Origin of the sequence: Geobacillus thermocatenulatus, from assembly GCF_002217655.1 — a bacterium.
Lineage (GTDB): Bacteria > Bacillota > Bacilli > Bacillales > Anoxybacillaceae > Geobacillus > Geobacillus thermocatenulatus.
The window spans coordinates 638,864-661,826 of the sequence record NZ_NEWK01000001.1 but is presented as its reverse complement, the minus strand read 5'-3'; the positions used below and the strand labels follow the sequence as shown (position 1 = coordinate 661,826).

18 protein-coding genes, 1 tRNA gene and 1 pseudogene are annotated in these 22,963 nt (G+C 44.5%); 4 read left to right on the top strand and 16 right to left on the bottom strand.

Translation table 11 applies throughout. The features are described 5' to 3' along the window. Positions 1-490 precede the first annotated feature (490 nt). The 9 genes and pseudogenes from B9L19_RS03445 to B9L19_RS03400 all read right to left on the bottom strand — a co-directional run. The gene (locus tag B9L19_RS03445) at positions 491-772 is read right to left on the bottom strand and encodes an AbrB/MazE/SpoVT family DNA-binding domain-containing protein (protein WP_089113836.1); all 282 of its coding nucleotides are present in this window, start codon (positions 770-772) and stop codon (positions 491-493) included. Positions 773-1,107: 335 nt separating this feature from the next. Then, positions 1,108-2,043: a DNA adenine methylase gene (locus B9L19_RS03440; protein ID WP_089113835.1), complete on the bottom strand. Its 936-nt coding sequence runs from the start codon at positions 2,041-2,043 to the stop codon at positions 1,108-1,110. Between the two features lie 4 nt (positions 2,044-2,047). Further along, positions 2,048-2,824, bottom strand: a complete 777-nt coding sequence (locus B9L19_RS03435; protein ID WP_089113834.1) for a hypothetical protein — start codon at positions 2,822-2,824, stop codon at positions 2,048-2,050. A gap of 916 nt (positions 2,825-3,740) precedes the next feature. Next, complete coding sequence (locus tag B9L19_RS03430) at positions 3,741-4,058, bottom strand: protein kinase family protein (RefSeq protein ID WP_089113833.1); 318 nt, start codon at positions 4,056-4,058, stop codon at positions 3,741-3,743. A gap of 229 nt (positions 4,059-4,287) precedes the next feature. Then, the gene (locus B9L19_RS03425; RefSeq protein ID WP_141104711.1) at positions 4,288-9,480 is read right to left on the bottom strand and encodes a hypothetical protein; all 5,193 of its coding nucleotides are present in this window, start codon (positions 9,478-9,480) and stop codon (positions 4,288-4,290) included. A 195-nt stretch (positions 9,481-9,675) separates the two neighbouring features. Further along, positions 9,676-11,139 carry a copper amine oxidase N-terminal domain-containing protein gene (locus B9L19_RS03420; RefSeq protein ID WP_089113831.1) on the bottom strand — a complete coding sequence of 488 codons (1,464 nt, stop codon included), beginning with the start codon at positions 11,137-11,139 and terminating at the stop codon, positions 9,676-9,678. A 513-nt stretch (positions 11,140-11,652) separates the two neighbouring features. Then, the gene (locus B9L19_RS03415; RefSeq protein WP_089113830.1) at positions 11,653-12,252 is read right to left on the bottom strand and encodes a lecithin retinol acyltransferase family protein; all 600 of its coding nucleotides are present in this window, start codon (positions 12,250-12,252) and stop codon (positions 11,653-11,655) included. Between the two features lie 162 nt (positions 12,253-12,414). Beyond that, a tRNA-Ala gene (locus tag B9L19_RS03410) sits at positions 12,415-12,486 on the bottom strand. Between the two features lie 515 nt (positions 12,487-13,001). Then, positions 13,002-13,398 (bottom strand): annotated as a pseudogene (locus tag B9L19_RS03400) (DnaD domain-containing protein); the annotation flags it as partial. A 374-nt stretch (positions 13,399-13,772) separates the two neighbouring features. Between B9L19_RS03400 and B9L19_RS03390 the strand changes: the two are divergent. Beyond that, on the top strand, positions 13,773-14,693 hold the full coding sequence (locus B9L19_RS03390) for a thermonuclease family protein (protein WP_047752590.1): 921 nt from the start codon (positions 13,773-13,775) through the stop codon (positions 14,691-14,693). A gap of 200 nt (positions 14,694-14,893) precedes the next feature. Here the strand turns inward: B9L19_RS03390 and B9L19_RS03385 are convergent, their stop codons facing one another. Continuing rightward, positions 14,894-15,145: a hypothetical protein gene (locus B9L19_RS03385; RefSeq protein ID WP_025950004.1), complete on the bottom strand. Its 252-nt coding sequence runs from the start codon at positions 15,143-15,145 to the stop codon at positions 14,894-14,896. Between the two features lie 57 nt (positions 15,146-15,202). Next, a complete protein-coding gene (locus B9L19_RS03380) occupies positions 15,203-15,703 on the bottom strand; it encodes a GNAT family N-acetyltransferase (RefSeq protein WP_082131165.1) in 501 nt (166 codons plus the stop codon). 99 nt (positions 15,704-15,802) lie between these two features. On the opposite strand from B9L19_RS03380, the gene B9L19_RS03375 reads away from it, so the two are divergent. Further along, the gene (locus B9L19_RS03375; protein ID WP_047752589.1) at positions 15,803-16,978 is read left to right on the top strand and encodes an MFS transporter; all 1,176 of its coding nucleotides are present in this window, start codon (positions 15,803-15,805) and stop codon (positions 16,976-16,978) included. A 272-nt stretch (positions 16,979-17,250) separates the two neighbouring features. Here the strand turns inward: B9L19_RS03375 and B9L19_RS03370 are convergent, their stop codons facing one another. After that, positions 17,251-17,439 (bottom strand): H-type small acid-soluble spore protein, encoded by a 189-nt coding sequence (locus B9L19_RS03370; protein ID WP_013144368.1) that lies wholly within the window; start codon positions 17,437-17,439, stop codon positions 17,251-17,253. Positions 17,440-17,550: 111 nt separating this feature from the next. Between B9L19_RS03370 and B9L19_RS03365 the strand changes: the two genes are divergently transcribed. Continuing rightward, entirely contained in the window at positions 17,551-18,546 is a 996-nt protein-coding gene (locus B9L19_RS03365; RefSeq protein WP_047752588.1) for a potassium channel family protein, read from the top strand. On the opposite strand, the gene B9L19_RS03360 is transcribed toward B9L19_RS03365, so the two are convergent. The 3 genes from B9L19_RS03360 to B9L19_RS03345 form a co-directional block, all read right to left on the bottom strand. Further along, complete coding sequence (locus B9L19_RS03360; RefSeq protein WP_013144366.1) at positions 18,543-18,947, bottom strand: YugN-like family protein; 405 nt, start codon at positions 18,945-18,947, stop codon at positions 18,543-18,545. The genes B9L19_RS03365 and B9L19_RS03360 overlap by 4 nt on opposite strands. A 275-nt stretch (positions 18,948-19,222) precedes the next feature. Further along, a complete protein-coding gene (locus B9L19_RS03350) occupies positions 19,223-20,572 on the bottom strand; it encodes a glucose-6-phosphate isomerase (protein ID WP_025950000.1) in 1,350 nt (449 codons plus the stop codon). Positions 20,573-20,864: 292 nt separating this feature from the next. Then, positions 20,865-22,028: an iron-containing alcohol dehydrogenase gene (locus tag B9L19_RS03345; RefSeq protein WP_025949999.1), complete on the bottom strand. Its 1,164-nt coding sequence runs from the start codon at positions 22,026-22,028 to the stop codon at positions 20,865-20,867. A gap of 149 nt (positions 22,029-22,177) precedes the next feature. Between B9L19_RS03345 and B9L19_RS03340 the strand changes: the two genes are divergently transcribed. Continuing rightward, a complete protein-coding gene (locus B9L19_RS03340; RefSeq protein ID WP_025949998.1) occupies positions 22,178-22,411 on the top strand; it encodes a DUF378 domain-containing protein in 234 nt (77 codons plus the stop codon). 104 nt (positions 22,412-22,515) lie between these two features. Here the strand turns inward: B9L19_RS03340 and yugI are convergent, their stop codons facing one another. Then, positions 22,516-22,881, bottom strand: coding sequence for a S1 domain-containing post-transcriptional regulator GSP13 (yugI, locus tag B9L19_RS03335; protein WP_025949997.1), 366 nt, complete (start codon positions 22,879-22,881; stop codon positions 22,516-22,518). Between the last annotated feature and the right edge of the window lie 82 nt (positions 22,882-22,963).

Here is a 22,963-nt window from a genome sequence, read left to right as displayed (position 1 = left end):
ACGTAGGCAATACTTTTGTAAAAGTTTTTATTAATTTTATAGAAATTTTTTTATCCCCTTAAAACCCTTGATAATACTGACTTTTAAAGGCGACCCCCTAAACCAAACGAGAGCCTTTTTTTGACCGATTTTGAGCGAGAAAATTTCATTCGAAGGGTTGAATAGCCCCCAAACACTTAAAAGCGATTGTGGGAGATTTTTGAACGAGAGGATTTATTTTTTAAAAGAGTTGAAATAAAAATACCCCTACAAGCGATTGTAAGGGGGCTTTTGAACGAGATTTTTTCATTTTAAGGGGTTGATACCAGAATACGACTAAAAACGATTGTAGGCGATTTTTGAAAGAAATAATGATAAAAAAACTTGGACTTAAAACTGATTAAAAAGCCAAAAGATGCCTCTACCTTTCTTTTACTCTCAAATTTCTCTCATTGTCGCTACTAGATACAGGGATAAGAATAAAAAAAAGTCCCTTCCGAACGGTAGGGATTTAATTCAATGCTAATAATTGCTCCATCTCTTTTAGCAATTGCTCTGCACCCTCACGACTTAAAATGATTTTACCGCCTGCCAACTTGAAGTTGTCATTAGATATCTTTCCCGTTACCATGCAAGTCATATCTGGTTTGTATTTTTGTAGAACGATACAATCTCCGTCTAAAAAGATTTCCAACGAATCTTTGATGTTAATATCAAGTGTACGACGTAATTCCATAGGTATTACAATACGACCAAGCTGATCTAATTTACGGACAACACCTGTTGCTTTCATTTACACACCTCCAATTTATCTTATTTTTGAAATAAATTTTACAATTTTCTTGATAAACAAACAATATTTATATTTTGATAAACAAACAATATTTATATTTTATGGAAAATAGTTATCAGATGTTTCGCCCTAGTTTGTGGTGCGTAGGTTTTTAAATTCCGCCCTTGGGCATAGTTGTTCCAGAACCCCCACAACAAAAACACGATGCTTTACTTGTTTTTACTAGTTTGAACGTCTCTACTCTTCCCTTTTTATCATAAGTCGACTATTATCTGCATATTTCGACAAACAAAAGAAGGGATACTGTTCTTTTACACAGTACCCCCACACTAAACCTATTCAACGAACTCCTCCTCTACCAAATAAGCAGGTACCTCGAAATTGCACCAGATGTACTCCTTCTCCTTTTTACCTTTACCAGAACTCGGTACAAGTACCTCACCCATGAAATACCGATGGAACCCATTCGCTTCAAGTCGCTCATAAATAGCATTTTTATAACCACTTATAATAACCTTGTTCTTGGTGGTAAGTGCCATATTAACTAACTCCTCATGGTCAGCGACCGTGAATTTATCGATGTAGCCTGTCGTCTCTTTTGTCTCTTTTGGCTCTTCTGGCTCTTTCATCTTTTTTCTCCTTCTTGTCTTTTTTCCTTCACCTTTTTCATCTGTCGTGATATATGGAGGGTCAAGATACACTAACACATCTGATCGATCCTTATACATGTTGAAGGGTACCTTATAATCTCCACAAATCAACTGTACTTCACTGTAGACCTCGTCTAAAAAATAGAACTTCTCCAAAGACTTGATCGGAATACCCCTATCTGCTTTTTCTTTACAAAACGTCTGCCTGTCTGCCGCCCTACTGTACTTCGCTACAATATATGTCAATGCTCCTGAACGGATAAAATCCGTGTTCTTATCTCTCCTCTCGTCATTCGCCATGTTAAACAAATCCTCATCTTTATACTCATCTGCCAATATCACTATGTAATTGATTAATTCGTCAATGGTGTACGCATTCTGCAAACAACGAAAGAAGTTTACTACACCTAAATCTATCTCATTCGCAATCTTGAACTCTAGCTCTTTCACAATGTCAAGGTGCAAAAATAATCTGTTACCACCTGCAAACAGGTCACTGATGCCGACTATCCCAAACTCTTCATGTGCAAATTCAATAATTCTGCAAATACGATCAATGATTTGAGATTTCCCTCCCAATGTTGGGAGGGGATCTACTATTTTTCTACCGTAAAGAACCATGTCATTACCCCCTAGGCAAGAAATTGAACTGATATGCCGAAATCTCTACCTTCTCTGCTACTGTGATGTTCTTACTCAATCTCGGTCTGTCTTTACCACCAATGTCGTCTAGATCTCCCTCGATTACACCTCTCTTTATAAGCTCCTCAATGATTTCTCTATACAACTTGTCATCTTTAACACCAATCCAATTTCTCAATATCCCTGCTCGAATCGCTACTGGATGGCGATAACCTTTATAATTCTTTTTGTGGTCTAATATCGCACCATAACTGTCCTCACTGTCAAATTCATCACTCGTCTTAGTAGGGAATCGCCAAGCATTGTTTTCTATCTCCCTCTCAATCTTTGATATAATCTCGTCTATATTAACCCAATATGGTAAAGGACTTGCTGCTTTCTTAAATTCGTACATGTCTTCCACTTCTTCGATAGGTACCCCATCTTCATCGATTACATCGGATATAAATAAACTTACCGCAACTAAATAACTCTGTTCGATTTTACCTATACGCCCAAGCTTCCGCAAATTGTCTTGCATTAAACGCTTGTCCTCTAAATCTTCTTTCATGATCACTACCGATTGCACGATGTTCTTCGGGTTCTTTGCCTTGCTTGTGAATCTTACAGCATAATAATAGTTACCATCTTCTGAACTCTGTCCCCATAACAAGTCTATCTCCCAATTTTTGTTAAATTCTTCCGATACACGTTTTGACACATAAGTCGATGGTAAGATTAAACCTTTACCTTGATTTGCGTTAATTACACATTTTACCATAATTTTTTACCCCCAACGTATAGATTTTTAAGTTTTAACACTTACATTGGGCATCTCTTGAAAAAAGTCTTGATTTTCATCTCTATACCTGAAGAAAATAAAAATATCTTAAAAAATTTTTTCTATGTGTTGCGAATATTTTCTATGTCTTGCACCATTTTTGCTATGTACTGCATTCTGCTTTCTTTGTCTTGCATTTCAAATTTCTATGTCCTGCTCTTCATGTTATAGTCCTGTGACCGACTTTTAAAATGACCTCATCTCAATGCCATTGATTAATCATCTAACAATCTGCATGGGTAGGGTGCGCGGTTTGCTCGGTTTGAACCTATTGTCTGGGATTGAGCGAATTGATGTGTTATTTGGGATTTAATGAAGTTGCTCGATGCGGAAATGTGCTCAAAATGGTCGGTGTTGAGGAATCGCTCGAAATGACTTGGGTTGAAAAATGTGGGAACAAAACACACATGAAAGTCTCATTTCTCATGCGTGAACGAAATTTATCATCAACACAAACACAAAATGCTCAAATTGACCTTAGTTCAAGATTGCTCGAATTGATTTGAGTTTGTGTTTTTGATTGATTGTTCTGTTGTTTGGTTTGGTCTCGTTTTTGAGCAGACTTTCTCTACTTATTATGTTTTCGCTCGAAGTACAACTGTTAAATTTATTTTTTCTCTGGTCTTATGTAGAGATTTTTAAAATGACTTATGAGGGTTCATATGAACTTGTGATGAAAATTTTAAAATTTGTTTTAAACCTTTAAAAATTTATCAGGAACAGGATTTTTTAATGTCCCAAATACCTTTTCATTAAATAAGGAACTAAAAATTACTATTTTATTTCCTAGATCCAGTAAAATATCTACCAAACAAAAAGAAGGTGACGTTTTTATCGTCACCTCCTCCCAAAAAATTTATTCTATTAAATCCCGTGAAAACTGCTTATACTTCTTTACTATTGTATGAACTTCTGATACGTTAGAAAACAACTCAACATGAATACTGTCAAGTACATTCGCTACTCTATACACTACCACGTCTACAGGCAAATCACGCTGTTTGAACCAATTATCAATTTCTTCAAACATTTGTTCCAGTAACTTAAACTGTTCTTGACTAAAATCCCAAGGGTCTAAATCATAGAAATATCCCTCACCCTCATCCACTTCGGGAACTACCTCCGCTGCCCAAGGGAAACGCTTTATTAATACTTCCCTCGATAATTTAGCCATTTTACCACCTCGTTCCATTAGATTATTAAATTTATTCCGTTCTACTTTAACTCTGAATAATTAGTTAATAAAGAAAAAAGATGCCGTTTTCGGCATCTTTTCATAACTTTAATTATGGTACTTTTAACAAGCTAGTGCATTGCATGACTTATAGCATCAACAATGAAATTCGCTATATACACTATATTCTTGAGCTATCAAAGGTAATTTTTTCAACTATTAAAACTGATTACTGAAATGTGTCAAGAACACTCACGTTACCTACTACGAAAGACTTCTCATGCTTTCCACCAAAAGGTTTAATTTGAGATGAATCGTATTCCATGAACGAATCTATTAATCTAAATGTTAATTTCGTGTAACCGATGTATCCTTTGCTAAAGAACTCGTTTTTATTGATCGGTGTTTCTAAATTAGGAACCTGCATAGGAACTTTATCAGTGTATAAATATGAAGGTAACTCGAACGTATTAGTATATTCTCTTACAATCAAAACTGAAGTGTCCTCCGCATACCATCCCTTACCTGTTGCAAGATCCTTCGTACCACGAACCGCGTTTATCAAATCTGCCACTTTTTGCTCCGTTAATTTAGTACCTGTACCATTTTCAAATGTGTTGAAAATGTTTTGACCGACTGGTGTTGAAATATGCATTTTCGCTAGTGCCTCTTTTAAACCTTGTGGCAAGCTGTTTAAATCATAATTGCCGTCAACTGCTACCAATTTACCCCCTCGAACAAGCAATGTGTGCTCTACAACATTACGGGATTTCTGTTTCAACTTAATCGCTTTTTTCTTACCACCATACTCAACACCGTTGATTTTTAACTTACCTTCAGCATTGAGTGTTACTTCCCAAGTTCCATCCGATTTCTTCGTTGCATAACGACTCAAGAACTCTTCGTTTATCTTATCAGTCGAATAAGTTGTTGACGGATTCCATGCGTTTTTGAGCGATGTTGCCCCGATATCTAATGCAAATGTTTTTAACTCTAACTGACCTTTTGTTTGGAAGTTTGTAGTGATTGCTGAACCTTTATAAAGAACACCCTTGCCATTAGCTCCTAACCTACTTGCAAGAGCTTTTGCATTCGCATCTGTTGCTACCGACATGCCGGTTACAGAAGGCTTGATGTCTACATTCACGAATTGTGCTACATTGTAGTGAACTGGTTGTACTTGTCTCATTTTATCTCCTGCTACAAATGCTACTGATGTGTTCCCGTTAACATCATCATATACCATCGGAACCTCTGGGTTGATGTTTAGTACTTGCTTGTCTTGTTTCGCTTCCGTATATTTGCCATTCACTGAAGTTACAACATCTTTAAACTTTTTAGGTGCTTGATTAGCTTTCGGAATGTGTCTTCTGAAATTAACTGTCACATCATAATCAGCTGTCTTTGCACTGCTTGTTGCTTGTCCACTCCACGTATAAGGAACATAATAACCTGATGAAATCATTTTGCCATCTTTATCATAAGTAGGTGGTACCCATCTATAACGTGTCTCGCTATAACCATAAGATGCATAAGGGCTTCTTACCCCATATTTAAACATATAATTCTTTACTACCGATGGTTTGTTTTCTGCTACACCTTTATCTGTTACACCAATCCGACCATCAAATAAACTATACGGATTTACCCAAGATGCTAATTTTACATTGCCAACGGAACTGTTATCTTTTACTGCTAATAAATCACCTGCTAAATTAAATGCTGCCACCGTGTCATAAGCCGATAAATATTTAATTGTTGTATCATTAAATAATTTTGCCTTGCTGTAAGCCCATTTCACATTGCTTAAATCTGGATCGATTAAACTAAAGTTTACATCACCAGTAGGAGATAAAACAGGATTTATAAACGTCTCAGAAGGTAACTTTAATGAGAAAATCGCTTTTGCTACACTATTTTTCGAAATATCCTCGAAATACTTCGATAATCTCCACTCTGGTACATCATGAATCGATGCCGATACGTTTGTATCTTCAACTGCTTTTACATATAACGTTAATCGCGCATTTGAAAATACATCTTTACCTTTCTCTTTAACACCTTCGTATTTGTTCTCTACTGATGAGATATTATCACCATCTCCACCAAGATATGCGTGTAGATAAACTGGTTCTGGTGTGTCCCAACCAAGCATGATTTCCCAAGTGTTTGGATTATTCAATGAGATGTATCCATCTTCACCTTTAGATGCCTTTGTTAAAGTAGATTTATTGATATTTTCATTGTCACGTTTATCTACTAACGTGAATTTTGCTTTTTCTTCTTGAAGAATTTGATATGTCTTACCGTTATAAACAAATGTCATACTACCTTTAATTATTTTGGAATAATCAGAAGTTAAATCACCTAGAAACTTATTATCACTCTCTGACCAACCTTTTACTGGTGTCCGGAAACCACCTTTTCTTGCGCCTGTTTTATCTACTATCGATACATCTAACATCACGTCTATTTTCGGTGCTTTAGTGTGGTCTTCAAGATAAATATAACCCCAAGGTTGGTACCCCCAACCACCAAATGGGTTCTTCGATACATCTGCTGTTAACGGTACGTTTTTACTCATTGGTTTTAACGTTCTCGCATAATTATCTCTAGCATACGTTCTGAACGTAAACGGTATATTACCATTCTCTTTATACGGTGACCTTAGTCCATCTGCCTCCGTACTGGCTCCACCTTTTGTTACAGCTTCTGCTTCTCTATTTGCTGATAACTTCTTTAATTTGCTATCGGTAGGTCTAGCCTTTTTTCTAACCCATAAATACCAATCTGTCGCATCATGAATCGACATAAATGCATAATCCCTTGATAACGGACTCTTATTATCTTTTACACTGATCCCTACTAATGTTTGAGCAAAGAATACTACCTCTTTATTTCTGTATGCTTCGCGCATCATACGCTCAAACTTATCATACTGCTCACCTTTTAAGATTCCTCTGGCTTTAATTAACTCTAAATAACCATTAAACATATCTGACGCTGCTTTAGCATATGCGTCATTATCGTACCCCTCCATAGATAAAACATACCATTCTAACATATCCCTGAAAGACTCTCCTACAATTCCTGGTCCTGCTAACGTTCTATTCGGATTTTTAGGGTCGATATTGTATAAAGCATTACCTACAATACTTACAAATGCGTTGTCGCTGTTTTTTGATATATCTGCATAAGATAAAGTCCTTTTCATTAACTCTTCACGACTTTGACCACCTGTACTGCCTTTATATAAAGGGTTTTTACCATATAATGTCTTAACTCTGCTACTTGAACCTTTATTCTCAAATGTTATTACACCTGAGCCCGTCTTTCTGAATAATCCATCTGATACCTTGTTTGGTGCCATGTAGAATAACAAATGGTCATAGTTGAATTTAAATGGATCTTGAAGGTCTTGCTTACTCGATTCAGAATTCAATATCCCTACACCATTAGCCTTTAACTTATTTGGAATAAAACCTACTTGTACTACTGCTACTCGATCCGATGTCTGGAATGTTCCAGCAGGTGTACCACTTGTCGCTCCACCCTTCGCAGGTGGTGTTCCTCCGATATTAGTGTCCGATGCTACTACACTCAATGGTGCAAAAGATGAAAAAATCGATGTTAATAATGCACCAACTAATAAAATACTCATCAACTTTGTTTTAGGTGCGGAAATTTTGCCATTTTTCCTGTAAAACACATAACTGCCAATAGCCCCGATTAGCGATAGCATGAATAACACTAGCATGATATAAATATCATCTCCTGTATGAGGTGTTGATACAGTACCCCCAAACACAACTCCTACACCTAATACAACCTTTGTCTTAAAAGACTTTAGATCAATCGCTACTGTCGTTATTTTCCCAGTGTCATTATCCTTTAACATATACGATTCACCGGGTGCTACCGCAAAAACTTGACTGCTTTTACCCTTGTATGCTTTTTTCGAGATTTTATCTACATTGATTACACTAAAGTTGTAGTCTTTACCGTCTTTATCAACCTCTAAGACATATTTAGGTGAAAATACTATACCTAAAGATGCCGTACCGCCCTTTACTGTAACTGTTGAAGTCCTTAATTTCACATTTGCATATTTGGATTTAACAACTTCTACTTTATATGTCCCATCTGGAATACCATAAATCTTTTGCGTGTTCAAATTTACCGTTTGTGTGATCACTGTTTTCCCATTTGTTAATTTAATATCTGCTTCTGCCCACGATTTGCTTAAATCCGTGTTGCCTGACACTTCTGGTTTAAGATCAATTACCCCAAGCTCTTTTTTATGCTCAAATACTACCGAATACGTTAATACTCCAGTCTGCCCACCAGTCACTGCCGATACAGGCAACTCGATTAACGCTTTACCATTTATACCGCCCCTTACTACTCTGTCTTCCGATGACACCAAAAATTTCGGTGTTAATTTATCTCTGTCAACCCACACCATTCCTTTATCATCAGATACTAAAGACAAACTCCCTTTCTTATCAGATAACTTAATCTCAATATGAAACTTCTTAAGTGGTGCGCCTGACTCATCCACTAACGCTAAACCTACTTTATTATTGTCGGTGTAAAGAGCTCCTCCAATTGGACTTAATTTTGTACCAGTTAAATCTCTTATTGCTACCTCTTTACCTTCCTCCCCTTCATAATAATCAAAAGTCTTAATGCCGAATTTATAATACGTGTTTGGTTTCACATTGTATGCTTTTTCATCAACAAACTCGATGTACTTAAATACCTTATCTGCCTTGCGAGGAATCAAAGCGAACTCATCGCCTAATTTGTAACCCCTATGATTAAACATTAAGTGATATACACCTGACTCACGATCATAATTCTTACTGTTGGCTATCGCTGTACCAATTAATTTATTCTCCTTTACAGACCAAAGCTCTAATGTGAACTCTGGAATATATGTGCTCTCGGATTGCTCTGGTGTGTAGTAAATGTCTACATACAGCCCATCTTTTACAACTCTTCCTGACTTGTCCGTTACTACTTGATCTTTAACTTGTTCATCCTTTGGTTGAGAAGTAACTTGCTGATTTTCTGGTTGAGATTGTTGATTCTCTTGTTGAGGTGTAACTTGTTGATCCTCTGGTTGAGGCTGCTGATTTTCTTTCTGAGGTGTGACTTGCTGATTTCCTTCTTGAGAATTAACTGCATCCTGTCCCCCTTCTAAACCATTAGATGCTGACTGATCCGATATAATCTGATTATTTACTTCCGATGTTGTCGATACTCCTGAAGATTCAACTGTCACTGACTCTGTTCGCTGTTGCTCAGTTGCTTGGTTTTCTTGCACCGTAACAACCGAATCGCTATTCGCTAAAGCCGCTGTCGAAACCGATGAAAATATTAATGATAATGCTAAAACTGAACTCGATACTTTTAACATTTTTATCCCTCCTAACTTTTTTGTATTGCTTGTAAAAGTGATAATTGTTCTTCACTCCCTTTTATTCATTAGTGTGTACTCGTATATAAATAAACTAGATGCCCAAACTAGTCTTAAAATCGAACCCATGTCTTGAAAAATATAAAAAATATAAGGTCGATGTTTTGATGCATCGAACCTCATACTTGGATTACTTTACTTTATTTGACCATATGTGGGTTGAAAAATTATCTTAGCACCTTTCTTTAAAGAACCATTGAGGTCTACACGCAGGAAAGAACCTGCGCCCGGTTTGAACCAATGTCCCTCAATCTGTACTAACATATCTGCATGACCTGAACCTGCAATAATTAATGTGTTATATCCCATCGCATCCCATACTGCCGAATATACTTGCGCATGTGCATCACAATCACTTACTCTGCGAACTAAATTGTCATAGGCTGAACGAGGTTTCCCATCGCCTGGGTCAACTGTACCGCTTGCTAATGTACCTGCTAAAAATCCAGTCTTCCATGCCCTGATTACCCCTTCTTTACTTACACCTGCACTAACTAATTCTCCTATACTGCCTTGTGCTAAATACAATCCTACATTTCGCTCTGAACGGTCTCTCTTGTCACCATTAAATCTAGCTCCATCTAAATACTCTAAATAATACTTGTTCCTCGATTCGCCAAAAACAAGCTTGTCGTATTCCTTTGATATATACTCTCTTACTATTTTCATCACTGTATCATACTCTTTTTGATTCCTACTAGCATATGTGTGACCACCGTACAATACCTTTATCCCGTTCACTGTCTGCGCTTTACTCGTGATCACCACTACCTTCGGTACAGATAACCACTCTACCGAAGAACCTAACGACACCTTCAAGAAATCAACTGGTATCATTGTTACCCCGTTCTTTATAAACATCTTTGCCGATAACTTTACCGATTTGCCGTTTACATACGCAAAATCTTTCCCTCTCGGTAATTTAATCACTGTATTCCCTTTAGTTATGATTACCGTGTTCGTCTTTGTGTCAGATGTTACTTTCGCCCCTAACTTTTCATAAATATCTCTAAGTGGAACGAATACTATGCCGTTTTGCTCTATCGGCTGTTGCTTATAAAACTGCGGTACTCCATCTATATACACCGATATTGGTGTTAACCTCTTTACAACCGTAAGCGATTCTACAAATTCATTCCTAACATCCAACGTAATATTATACGAAAGTCCAGATAATGTTGATTCTGCTAATACAAGTGTTTTATATAAATTATTGGTTGAAGTAAACTGATTTGCATTTATCTTATTCTCTATATCCTTCAAACTAGAATGTAACAATGATAATGTTGCTAAAGTCAAACCGTTTTTCTTTAAAACATCTAGTGCTAAATTTACATTTGCTAAAAGTGTAGCATCATCTTGATATTTTTGAGTCACTTGTGCTACTTGTGTTGGTGTTTGAGTAGACGAAGCCGCCTCAACCGTACCTCCACTGAAGCCTAACGCTCCCATTAAAACAGTGCTGATTAATAAATTACTTATCACAAGACTAAACGATCGTTTTACACTCTTATTTGTACCCTTATTCCTCGTATAAACTGATGTCATGTGAACCTGAGTGTTTGTAGAAACAACTGAGTCTTTTTGATTTGGCTTCAAGGTGAACCGCCTCCTCTCTTATTAAAAATCAACCACGCATAATCGGTTGTAATTATTATGAATTAGGTTTCCATTCAACTCTTAAAATTCAGTTGTTTCTAGACGTTTATTAAATTTATGACTACTTAACTATCCGAGATAATCTCTCTTATTTCGTTCAAATCCCTCCCTTAAAAGTTAGTTAAGTGCGTGATCAATCGCATCATTCATATAACCTTCTAATTCCTCTAAAACACCATACTCTTCAGCAACGGAATCACTCATTTGCTTTATAATAGCTTCGTTTAGCAGTAAATATGAAGTAGGTTAATAAATATTTCTTAAATGTGATATTTTTCTAGTATTTTTAAAATTTATGACGAATAAATTACCTTCTAAAAATACTTAACTCCTTTTTTCTTTTTTATCTCACACTCCCCTAAAACATAAAATAAAAGCCATCCCCGAAAGAATGGCTTTCACCTAATCTTATTATGCAGTATCATCCAAGCTCTATTTTGAACAAAAAATTCCTTATATACTGTCCGTCATCTTACCACCACTTCTGCACCAGTTTACAAAATGTTCACAATTATTAAAAACCAAATTATATCTTTTTTCACCCAACCTAGAAAATGCTCTACTGATAATCTCTTCTTTAGAGTAGGTAGCCACGCTATCAATAACTCTGATTTCACAATCTTTTTTAAAATCTTCTAAGCTATCTATCCTTACTTCACCTTCTGAATAATGAATTACCTGATTGTTACCAATATACAGACCGTGATGAGTATAGCCTTTTCGTTTAGCTATTAAGTGGTCAGCCAACTCTAACTCAGAATCTCTTTTTAATTCTTTCCATTCTTTTGATTCTCGAAGTATAGATTTCATATCGGGCACTATTGTATTTTTTGGTTCGAAGATAGTAGGATTGGACTTTATAAAGTTACCAATAGCTTGAGCAAGTCTGTCTGCTCCTTCAATCACTTTACCCATAGTAGGATTATGTTCTTTTACAATATCTTTCATGTCTGTTCTAAATTCCTTCACGTCTTGTCTTACACCAGACACAAATTCTTTATTTGCCTCATGCAGTTCTTCAAAAAACCACTTAACGTTTTTAAAAAACTCCATGTATTGTACCCCTCCCAAACTTACTAATAAATTCCACTATATTTATACAATGTCCTTCTTCCACATTCCTGCCCGTTAATTAAAAATCAACATTATACGTTAACAACGAAGTGAAAAAATAAAAAAAAAGCGACATCACTGTCGCTTTTGCTAGTATGTATATGGAGCATATCGGATTCGAACCGATGACCTCTTCGCTGCCAGCGAAGCGTTCTCCCACTGAACTAATGCCCCATTCTTATGACACTTTTCATTACGGACACTACTTATATTATCATAAAAAACAGAAAAATATCAACTACAAAATGCACACCCATCCGTCATTTTACCCCACCCTTTTATAAAAATCATTTCTTGGATTGACTGTCATATTCACATAATAAATGCTATTTGCTATACTTTTACTTGAATAAAACACGAAGCTGTTTTTCAAGGATTTTGGGCAGTGTAACTGACAAGCGTGGGAGAGCGTCGTGCTGGCAGCGCGAAGGTCACCGGTTCGAGCCCGGTATGCTCCATTTGCCAAACCCTTGCCGTGCAAGGGTTTTTTATTTTCATTTTGGGAGATGGCTCATCGCCATCTCCCTGTGAACAAATTCCCAAAAGAAGCCTTCCTCCATCTAAACGTGAAAGGACGCCAGCACTAGTGAACGACCTGACTGAACCTCAAAGTTTGGGGCACACGGGGGATCGCTCGGTTCACCTCCCGTCATGAGATGGGACTGCTCGGGCTCTTCCGCTCTTCGGCTTCATCCGTCCGGGTTGGTTTTGTATTTTTTCAGACGTTCCTCGAGCTCTCGGCGCGCCTCTTCAACGTCAAAGTCGTCGTCTTCCGGCTTGCTGTAATCCATGTTCAGCCAATCTGGCACGATCTCGGTGCGGATCGGTTTCCGCATTGTTCTGCCGCCATCGGATGAAGGCGGGGCGGAGCGCTGCTTCATCCGCTGTTCCCGAAACGCCAACCGCGCAGCGCGCACTTCATCCACGGTGCCGGTACCCTTTCTCCATCCAGTCGCGCAAAATCGTTTCCACGTACACCCATCGTTTGGCGCCGTTTTCCACCGCGATTTTCAATGCTTCCAACACTAATTCCTCGGACGCATCGTCCACCCATGCATTGATCTTTTCCCGCAAACCGTCATGGACATTTTCACTTTTCTTGAGCCAATAATGCAGCTGCTGAACGACGATGCTTTCGTTCAACCCGATCGCCAAAGCGAGTTGCGGCAAAATGACCAACGGTTGATCATCGAAAAGCAAGTTGGACATGTCATCCTCTCCCCCCTCAAACATCCTTGATTGACGAGATGTTTCCTCATCGTTCCACTTTTTTGATAAACTTTATCGTAAACGAACGCAAATCGCCTAACAGCGCGATAACGGCCATATTGGCTTGATTTTTCGCTGAAAAACGGCAAAAACCGGCATAACACGTGCGATCGTGTGCTGAAACCCATCCATTGCGGACATCCGGTTCTTGTTCAAGAGAAAGAAATGTTTTTCGAGTGGAGGGATCGTTTTTGAAACGAATGGTCATATTCTTGTTTTGTTTCCTATTGATGTTCCCGTTTTCCGCTTTTGCCCACCCTGGCGAGCTTGATGAGTTGGGCGGGCACTTCCGCGGCAGCGACTGCACGTACTTGCTGCATGAACCGACTGCGCTCGCGAAAGAGGCGAAAACGAAAGAAGAGCTTGTCCAACTTATTCAGAAATACAACGGCAATGAACGATGCAAGCGAAACCTCACTCCTGACCGCATTGACCTCGACGGCCATGCGCTCGGCGGGAAAGACGGAAAGACGACACGAGACAATCATGCGTCCAACGGGAAAAGCGGCCGGCTGACGCTGCGGCTCGGCCGCACCTACCCGGCTGAATTGGTCGAGTGCATCGACGGCGATACAGCGAAATTCCGCGTCAACGGCCATGTATACACGACGCGGTTTTTGTTCATTGATACGCCCGAGAGCACAATCCAAGTCGAACCGTATGGGAAAGAAGCAAGCCGGTTTACATGTTCCCGCTTGCATCAAGGGAACATTTTGCTTGAGACCGATGGAAACGCGCTGTTTGACAAATACCAGCGGCTGCTCGCCTGGGTGTGGGTCGGCAAGCGCCTGCTGCAAGAAGACCTCGCCAAAGCTGGACTTGTCGAAGACTTTTATGACTATGGCGATTACAAATACGAAGCGCGCGTCCGCAAGGCGTACGAAGAGGCGAAACGAACCGGAGCGGGCATGTACGGCAAGCGTGCCGCTGGAGAGAGGGAGGGGGCAGGGACGGAAACGCGGCCGCAGACGAAGGAAAAGACGGCCAAGACCGATCACCCGCCGGCTTTGGAAAACAAAACGCCGGAACGATCCGGACATCCGGTTCTTTATACGCTGCTTGGCCTAGCGGCGGCCGCCGCGCTCTATTGGCTCATCCGCCGGTTGACATGATCAACGGCCGGTGTGGGAACGAATATCTGGCATGGCAACAATGGTTTTCAAATTGAAAAAACCTTGCAGCGCCGCAGTTTCATCCCTTGAACTTTCTCACGCACGAATCTGTCGCCACCCTTCCGGCGAAAAGAAAAAGCCTGTCCCCGTCGGGCAGGCTTTTTCTTCAACGTTTTCATCTTGTGTGTTTTCTCTCTCCCTCATTGCCTCGGCAATAGCTCTTCAATGCCATCTCGACCGTTTTCCATCAGCGCCGGCGCCGAATCGAGCCGCCGAAATCCGTATTGTTCAAGGCGCATGATTTGTTCGTTGGTCAAATCGGTGTACGCGATGACAGACGGCGTGCCGGACGATTTATAAATCAAATTGCCGGTCACCGGGCATTGAAACGCATCAGCGACAAATCCTTCCCCATCTTGGATCGTAAACAGCCGAATCGGCATGACGTTCATCATTCTCCCTCTTTCCTTGACATTGTCATGATTATCCGTGCCCCATCGGACGCCATTCTATACAAGCCGTTTGCCGACAATGACCAAATCGCGTTCCACCCCGTCCAATTCCGCCACGCGCGGAAAATATCCCCATCGTTCAAATCCGAAGCGGGAGAAAAGCCGCAAACTTGGTTCATTATGCGCAAAAATAAAGCCCAGCAGCGTCTTGATCCCAAGTTCGGGCGCCCGTTCGACCGCCCGCTCGAGCAGCTTCGCCCCAAGCCCCCGGCCGCGGTGCGTCTCGGCGATGTAAATGCTTACCTCCGCCGTATGCCGATACGCCGGGCGGCCGTAAAACGATTGAAAGCTGAGCCAGGCGCAAACCGCGCCGTCGTCCTCGACGACCCAAAGCGGACGATGGTGCGGGTCATGGGCCTCAAACCACGCCCGCCGGCTTTCGACCGACACCGGCTCCAAGTCCGCCGTCACCATCCGGCTTGGAATCGTTTCATTATAAATGCGGACAATGTGCGGCAAATCTTCCATCTTCGCATCGCGGATCAACCATGATTCCATTCTCATCCCCACCTTTTCTCGATAAGCATTTCGTTTCCAAAAACGAAAAAAGCAGGAGTATAATCATAACATATGGACTGGCAAAGAAAGGGGAAAGAGATGAAGCACCAGCTTGTCGTCTATCTTGTGTCGCTCGCCGCGTTTCTCGGCCCGTTTACGCAAACGATTTACACTCCTATTTTACCAGAAGTGCGGGAGGCGTTTGCGACTTCTTCGTTTTGGATCAACTTGACGATTTCCATTTTCACTTTCTTCCTGGCGATGATGCAAATCGTCTATGGCCCGCTCACCGACCGGAAAGGACGGAGGACGGTGCTGCTTGGCGGCATCGGCATCTACATCGCCGCTTCGCTCGGCTGTTTTTTCTCAACATCCATTTATGCGCTCTTGTTTTTCCGCGCCTTGCAAGCCGTTGGCATCGCGGCCGGATCGGTCGTCGCCGCCACGGTCATCGGCGACTTGTTCACCGGCAAAGAACGCGGACGGGCGATGGGGACGTTTCAAATGATGGTCTCACTTGGCCCTGTCGTCGGGCCGATCGTCGGCGGCTTTTTGGCAGAGCATTTTCCATTTCGCACCGTCTTTTTGGCGCTTGTGGCCGTCGGCGGCTTAGTTGGTGCCGGCAATTTCCTGCTGCTGAAGGAAACGAAACCGGAAACGGCCGTTTCGTCCCCGTTTCGCCTCTCCGACTTCGCTTCGGTGCTCCGCCGCCGCGCCGGGTCGTCGATCGTTCTGCTTGGATTTGTTCAATATTACTCGCTGTATAATTTTCTCGTCTTTTTGCCCAGCATCTTGACGGATCGGTACGGTCTGTCGGCGCAGGAAAAAGGGACGGTGTACTTGGCGATGTCGTCCATGATCGTCATCGGCAGCTTCCTCGGCGGGCGCCTTCAAGGACGCTTCCCGGAGCGGCGCATCCTCTTGGCGACATCGTACTTGACCGTGCTGTCCATTTTCTTTTTCTTGATCGCAGCCCAACGGTCGCTTTCGCTGCTTGTTTTGGCCATCGCCTTGTTCGGCTTGTTTTTAGGCCTTTCGCTCCCGGTGCAAACAACTGTGCTGACGAACGTCTTTCAGGCGAACCGCTCGACAGCGATCGGCGTGTACAACTTTTTCCGCTATATGGGCATGGCGTTCGGACCGATGATCGGCAGCGCGCTGTTTGCCGTTGGAGGGTATCATCTCGTCTACGGAATGGATGATCTTCTCTTTTTCGCCTGCGCCTTGCTGTTGACAGTACGTGCTGCCCGGACGCGCCGCCAATCCGCTGTCTGACAAAACGAAGCCGCTTGCCCGACATGTCGTTCGGCAAGCGGCAGATTTCCTCGTCTTTCGCTCCATCAACGTTTCATCCGATGTCTACGTCCTTGCACCGACTCCCTCTGATTGTCGTCTGAAAAGCCGTCTTGTTCACGAAACAGACGGCGAACAACAACCGTTTTCTTGCAGGCCGCCCGGACACTCCATGCCAGAAAACGCCTTTACTCGAACCAAGCGCACTCGGGAAACGCAAGAAGGCTCCCGCGCTGTCAGCCGGCCTCCCCTTTTCACTCCCGCTCTTCCGTCAATTCCGAAACCGGCACATCCCGGCGCTCATGAAGCCGCCCGTCGCGCAAATGGACGGTCGCCGTCTGTTTTTCTTCATCATACCCGTCAATCCATACCGACACGCCGTTGTAATACACCGGAATATCGGCAGGGGAAGAAACGATTTGTTTGACACGGTTCATATCCATGACCACTGTCCCCTTTCTGTGATGTTCCGTTTCCTAGTATGGGAAAAAACAGGAATATTTATGCAAAAACGGCTCACACTAAAGAAGACAAAAGCAAAAGAGGGGTGGACGATGAAAACAAGGAACGTGCTGTTATCGTATTGGCGCTGGCCGCCCGTGCTTCGCCTGTTTGTCTCGGCGAGCGCGTTGATCGTGTTGTTTGGCGCGCTGATGCGCTTCATTGAACCAGAGACGTTCCGCACGGTGTTCGACGGCGTGTGGTGGGCGATCGTGACCGCGGCGACAATCGGCTACGGCGACATCGTCCCGAAAACGATCGCCGGAAAGACGGCGGCCATTGGGCTTATCATCCTTGGCACCGGCATCCTCACCGCTTATTTTGCTTCCGTCTCCGCCGCGGCTGCCGCCCGGGAAACTGCCTTTACAAGCGGCCAGCTCCCGTATACAGGGGGCGGCCATGCAGTGATCGTCGGCTGGAACGAGAGGGCGCGCGAGGTGCTCTTTCGCCTCGCGCGGCACGACGCCTCCATGCGTTTCGTCCTCATCGACGCCACCGTTCCGTCCCACCCGCTTCTAGACGCGCCGGTTCATTTCATTAAAGGAACGGCAAGCGACGATGCGGTGCTGGAGAAGGCCAATATTCAAGAAGCGCGGTTTTTGCTCATCACCGCTGATCCGCATAAAGCGGAAGCGGAAGCCGATAAAGATACGATTGTCACGCTGCTTGCCGCCAAAAGCCTCAACCCGTCGGTATACGCCATCGTGGAAATCCTAACGGGCCGAAACGTCCAGAACGCCCTCCGCGCCGGGGCGGATGAGGTGATTCAGACAAACTTGCTGGCGAGTTTCGCCATGGCCGCCAGCCTTCGCTCGCCGGGCGCCGCCAGCGTGTGGGAGACGGCGCTTTGCCGCCTGGACGGACAGACGCTCTGCCTTCTCGAGCCAGACGAACAGCAAATCGGCCAGCCATTCGTCGCCGTGCAACAGCAGCTGCTCAAGAAAAACGTGACGCTGCTTGGCGTCGTCCATGGAGATCACGGAGCGATTTCCGTTGCACCGGACCGCCCGATTCAACAAAGCGACCGCTTGTTCGTGCTTGCCCCTTAATCGAGCAGGCGGCGCTCCAGTTCTTGGACAAGCGCCTTTCCGACGGAAATGTATCGCTCGGGTACGGTCGCATCCGGGTCTTGCGGCTCGGCAAACTGATTGAATGAGGCGCTGATGTTGCCGACATCGGCGAAATCATCGATGCCCCGTTGGTATTTATGCGCAAGCAAAAACGGCCGCCCAAGCTCCACCGTCGTTCCATGCGAATCAAGCTGCCCGTCGACCGCCCGAAATGGCACGCGCAAAAACTGGTAGCCCGCGTCATCGGCAATTTTGTAGTCAAAATACCCGTGATCGTAATCCCATCCACCGCCAATCGTATATCCCATTGGTTTTAATTGCTCTTCCAAATGGTACAGTTGAAATTGTTTTCCTTCCAAACGCGATGGCATTTCAATCATGCACAATCCCTCCTTTCTTTTATCGTTTCCCGTTTGACGTGGATTATTTGTCCGCGGCAGCTTCAGACGCTTGGCGAAAAACGACAGGGAGCCATAAACCCTCGTCCGGGCATTGTGAGGCCGGACGATCCGGTATGTATAACAAAACACCTCTTCCCCCGCAAAAGGGAAGAGGCGCTTTTTCCGTCGTTCCGTCCGCCGTTTCGGGCGCGACTCGGGTCGAGCCGCGAGTCATCTCCTCCGAGAAAACAGCAGCTTGGCGATGGAACACGTTGTTATTTCAACCGTTTCTCCAGTTCTTCCTTCAGCTGCTCATAGCCTGGTTTGCCTAAGAGGGCGAACATGTTCTTTTTGTATGCTTCCACTCCCGGTTGGTCAAATGGATTCACCCCGAGCAAGTAGCCGCTCATGGCGCATGCTTTTTCAAAGAAGTAGACGATGTAGCCGAACGTATATTCATCGAGCTTGGGCAACGTGATGACCAAGTTCGGCACGCCGCCGTCCGTATGGGCGAGCAGCGTCCCTTCGAACGCTTTCGTGTTGACGAAATCAACCGTTTTTCCCGCCAAATAGTTCAGTCCGTCAAGGTCGTTTTCTTCGGCTTCAATGATCAGCTCATGACGCGGTTCTTCCAGCTTCAACACTGTTTCAAACAAATCGCGGCGCCCTTCTTGAATGTATTGGCCGAGCGAATGCAAATCAGTCGAAAAATCAGCAGAAGCCGGGTAAATGCCTTTTTGATCCTTCCCTTCGCTTTCGCCGAACAGCTGCTTCCACCATTCGGCGAAATAGTGCAGCGCTGGTTCGTAGTTGACGAGCAGCTCGATCGTTTTCCCTTTGTTGTACAAAATGTTGCGGATGGCGGCGTATTGGTAAGCGGCGTTTTCCTCAAGCTCCGAGGAGCTGAAATCGTCGCGCGCTTTGGCCGCGCCTTCCATCATGGCGTCAATGTCCGCGCCGCTTGCGGCAATCGGCAGCAGCCCGACCGCCGTCAGCACCGAGTAGCGGCCGCCGATGTCATCCGGAATGACAAACGTCTCGTACCCTTCCTCATTCGCGAGCGTCCGAAGCGCGCCGCGCTTGCTGTCCGTCGTCGCGTAAATGCGGCGGCGCGCTTCCTCTTTGCCGTATTTCTCCTCAAGCAGTTTGCGGAAAATGCGGAAGGCGATCGCCGGCTCGGTCGTCGTCCCCGATTTGGAAATGACGTTGATCGAGAAGTCTTTCCCTTCCAAGAAATCGATGACGTCTTTCATATACGTCGAGCTGATGTTGTTGCCAACAAAAATGATTTGCGGCGTTTTCCGCTTTTCTTTTGGCAAGGCGTTGTAAAACGAATGGTGCAGCATCTCGATCGCCGCCCGCGCGCCAAGGTACGAGCCGCCGATGCCGATGACGACAAGAACATCAGAGTCCGATTGGATTTTGTTCGCCGCCTCCTTGATGCGCGCGAATTCTTTTTTGTCATAGTCGACCGGCCAGTCAAGCCAGCCTAAAAAGTCGCTTCCAACACCGGTTTTTTCATGAAGCGAATGATGCGCGACTTTCACGGCATCGCGCAAGTATGTAAGCTCATGTTCGCCAAAAAAGGCGAGCGCTTTGGAATAGTCAAAGCGAATGTGGGTCATCGATTTCCGCCTCCCCTTCAAGAATCATTGCCTTCTTTCACTTTAGCCGAACGGACAAGGGAAATCAAGAAGCCCACCTTTTTTGGAAACGGATTCATGTTTCGCCATGTTCGCCGCCCCGCTGTCCTTTAGGCGCGCAAACTCCGACGCACCCACGATCCTGCGATGGGGGGCGCGTCTCTTACGCCCGAGCGGCCGGCTCGACCTATGCGAAAAGCGCCGGCTCAAGGCGGATGCAGCCGCCAAGCCGGCGCCCTGATCCCTTCATCAGCCTAATGACCGTTCCGCCCCATTACAGAGAGGCGCGCAAAATGGCGAGCACATCATCGCGGTTCAATGTTTTGAAACGGCCGAACTCGCCAAACGCCATCGCTTTATCGGCCATCAGCTCCACGTTTTCCTCGCCGATGCCATAGTCGGCAAGCCGCGACGGCGCCCCGAGGCTCGACCAGAACTCGCGCAGCCGCTCGATGCCTTCAAGCGCCACATCGCGCTCCGATTTGCCCGCCGAATCGACATCGAACACACGCACCGCGAGCTGGGCGAAACGGCTGACGTTTTCATCGAGCACATGCTTCATCCAGTTCGGGAACAAAATCGCCAAGCCCCCGGCATGCGGGATGTCATACACGGCCGAAACGGCATGCTCAATATTGTGCGTCGCCCAGTCGCCGCGGACGCCCATTTGCAAGAAGCCGTTTAAGGCGATCGTGCCCGAGTACATGATCGTCTCGCGCAGCTCGTAGTTTTCCAAATCGTTGATCAGTTTGGGCGCCGTTTCGATCACGGTTTTCAACACCGCTTCGCACATCCGGTCTTGCAATGGCGTGTTCGGCGTATGATGGAAATATTGCTCAAACACATGCGACATCATATCAACGATGCCATACACCGTATGGTCTTTCGGAACGGTCATCGTATACGTTGGATCCAAAATCGAAAATTGCGGGAACGTAAACGGGCTGCCCCAGCCGTATTTTTCTTTCGTCTCCCAGTTTGTGATCACCGAGCCGGAATTCATCTCCGACCCAGTGGCCGCCAGCGTCAAGACGACGCCGAACGGCAGGGCGCCGGTGACGGGCGCTTTTTTCGTGATAAAGTCCCACGGATCGCCGTCGAATTTCGCCCCGGCGGCGATCGCTTTCGTGCAATCGATGACGCTGCCGCCGCCAACCGCCAGCAAAAACTCGACGCCTTCCCGCTTGCAAATGTCCACCCCTTTTCTTACGGTCGAGACGCGCGGGTTCGGTTCGACGCCTGGCAGTTCGATGACCTCGGCGCCAATGTTCCCCAATATCTTCATCACTTCATCATACAGTCCGTTTCGTTTGATGCTGCCGCCGCCATACACGAGCAGCACTTTCTTGCCGTAGCGCGGCACTTCTTCTTTGAGCCGTTCGAGCTGCCCTTTTCCGAAAATCAGTTTCGTCGGATTGCGGAAGATAAAAGATTGCATACGGGTCCCTCCTTTTTTCACATCTCTATTATGACCGCGCTCGCCATCGGCTGTAAAGTCGACTGCTTTGGCGGCAAACGATGCATATTTTTCACGACTGCGATTCATCCTATAAGTTGAAAAGAAATTTTCCAAAGGAGGCACACAAGATGGGAGCATTGCAGCGCATTGCGCTATTGTTGACCATTATCGGCGCCGTTAACTGGGGACTAATCGGCTTTTTCCAATTTGACTTGGTCGCGGCCATTTTCGGCGGCCAAGACTCCGTTTGGTCGCGCATCATCTACAGCTTGGTCGGCATCGCCGGCTTGATCAACTTGGCGCTGCTGTTCAAACCAGCGGCAGAGCTCGGGCGCACTGAACCGAAAACATCGCGCACATGACGGAAAACCATTGGGACACTCACCTTCTGACGGTGGGTGTCTTATTTTTTTGCGCCTCTGCCGGCCTCAAAGCGTCATGGACTCTCACCGTTTGGGGCGCAGGGTTATGGTTTCGGTCCATTTTCTTTCTTGGACTGCTCAATCCATTCGCGCAGTTTTTCCTTCAACGGGCGAAACCCCGACTTGAGCGGCATTTTCATGCGCATATGGCGTTTTTCCTGTTCCCCGGCAGGTTCGAGCGCCTTTAGGGACAGGCTCGCCCTCCTCGCCTTTCGATCGACGTCCAACACCTTGACTGTCACTTCATCCCCGACATGGACGTAATCGCGCACATCTTTCACAAATTGATGGGAAATTTCGGAAATATGAATCAACCCTTGCATGCCGTCCTCAAGCTGGACGAACGCGCCATACGGCTGAATGCCCGTCACCTTCCCTTTCACGATCGCTCCTCGTTTGATCGTTGACAAGCGAAACACTCCTATTGATGAATTTCGTCTATGTTTCTGTATTATAACATAGACCGACAGCAAACCCCAAAAAAAGATGTCC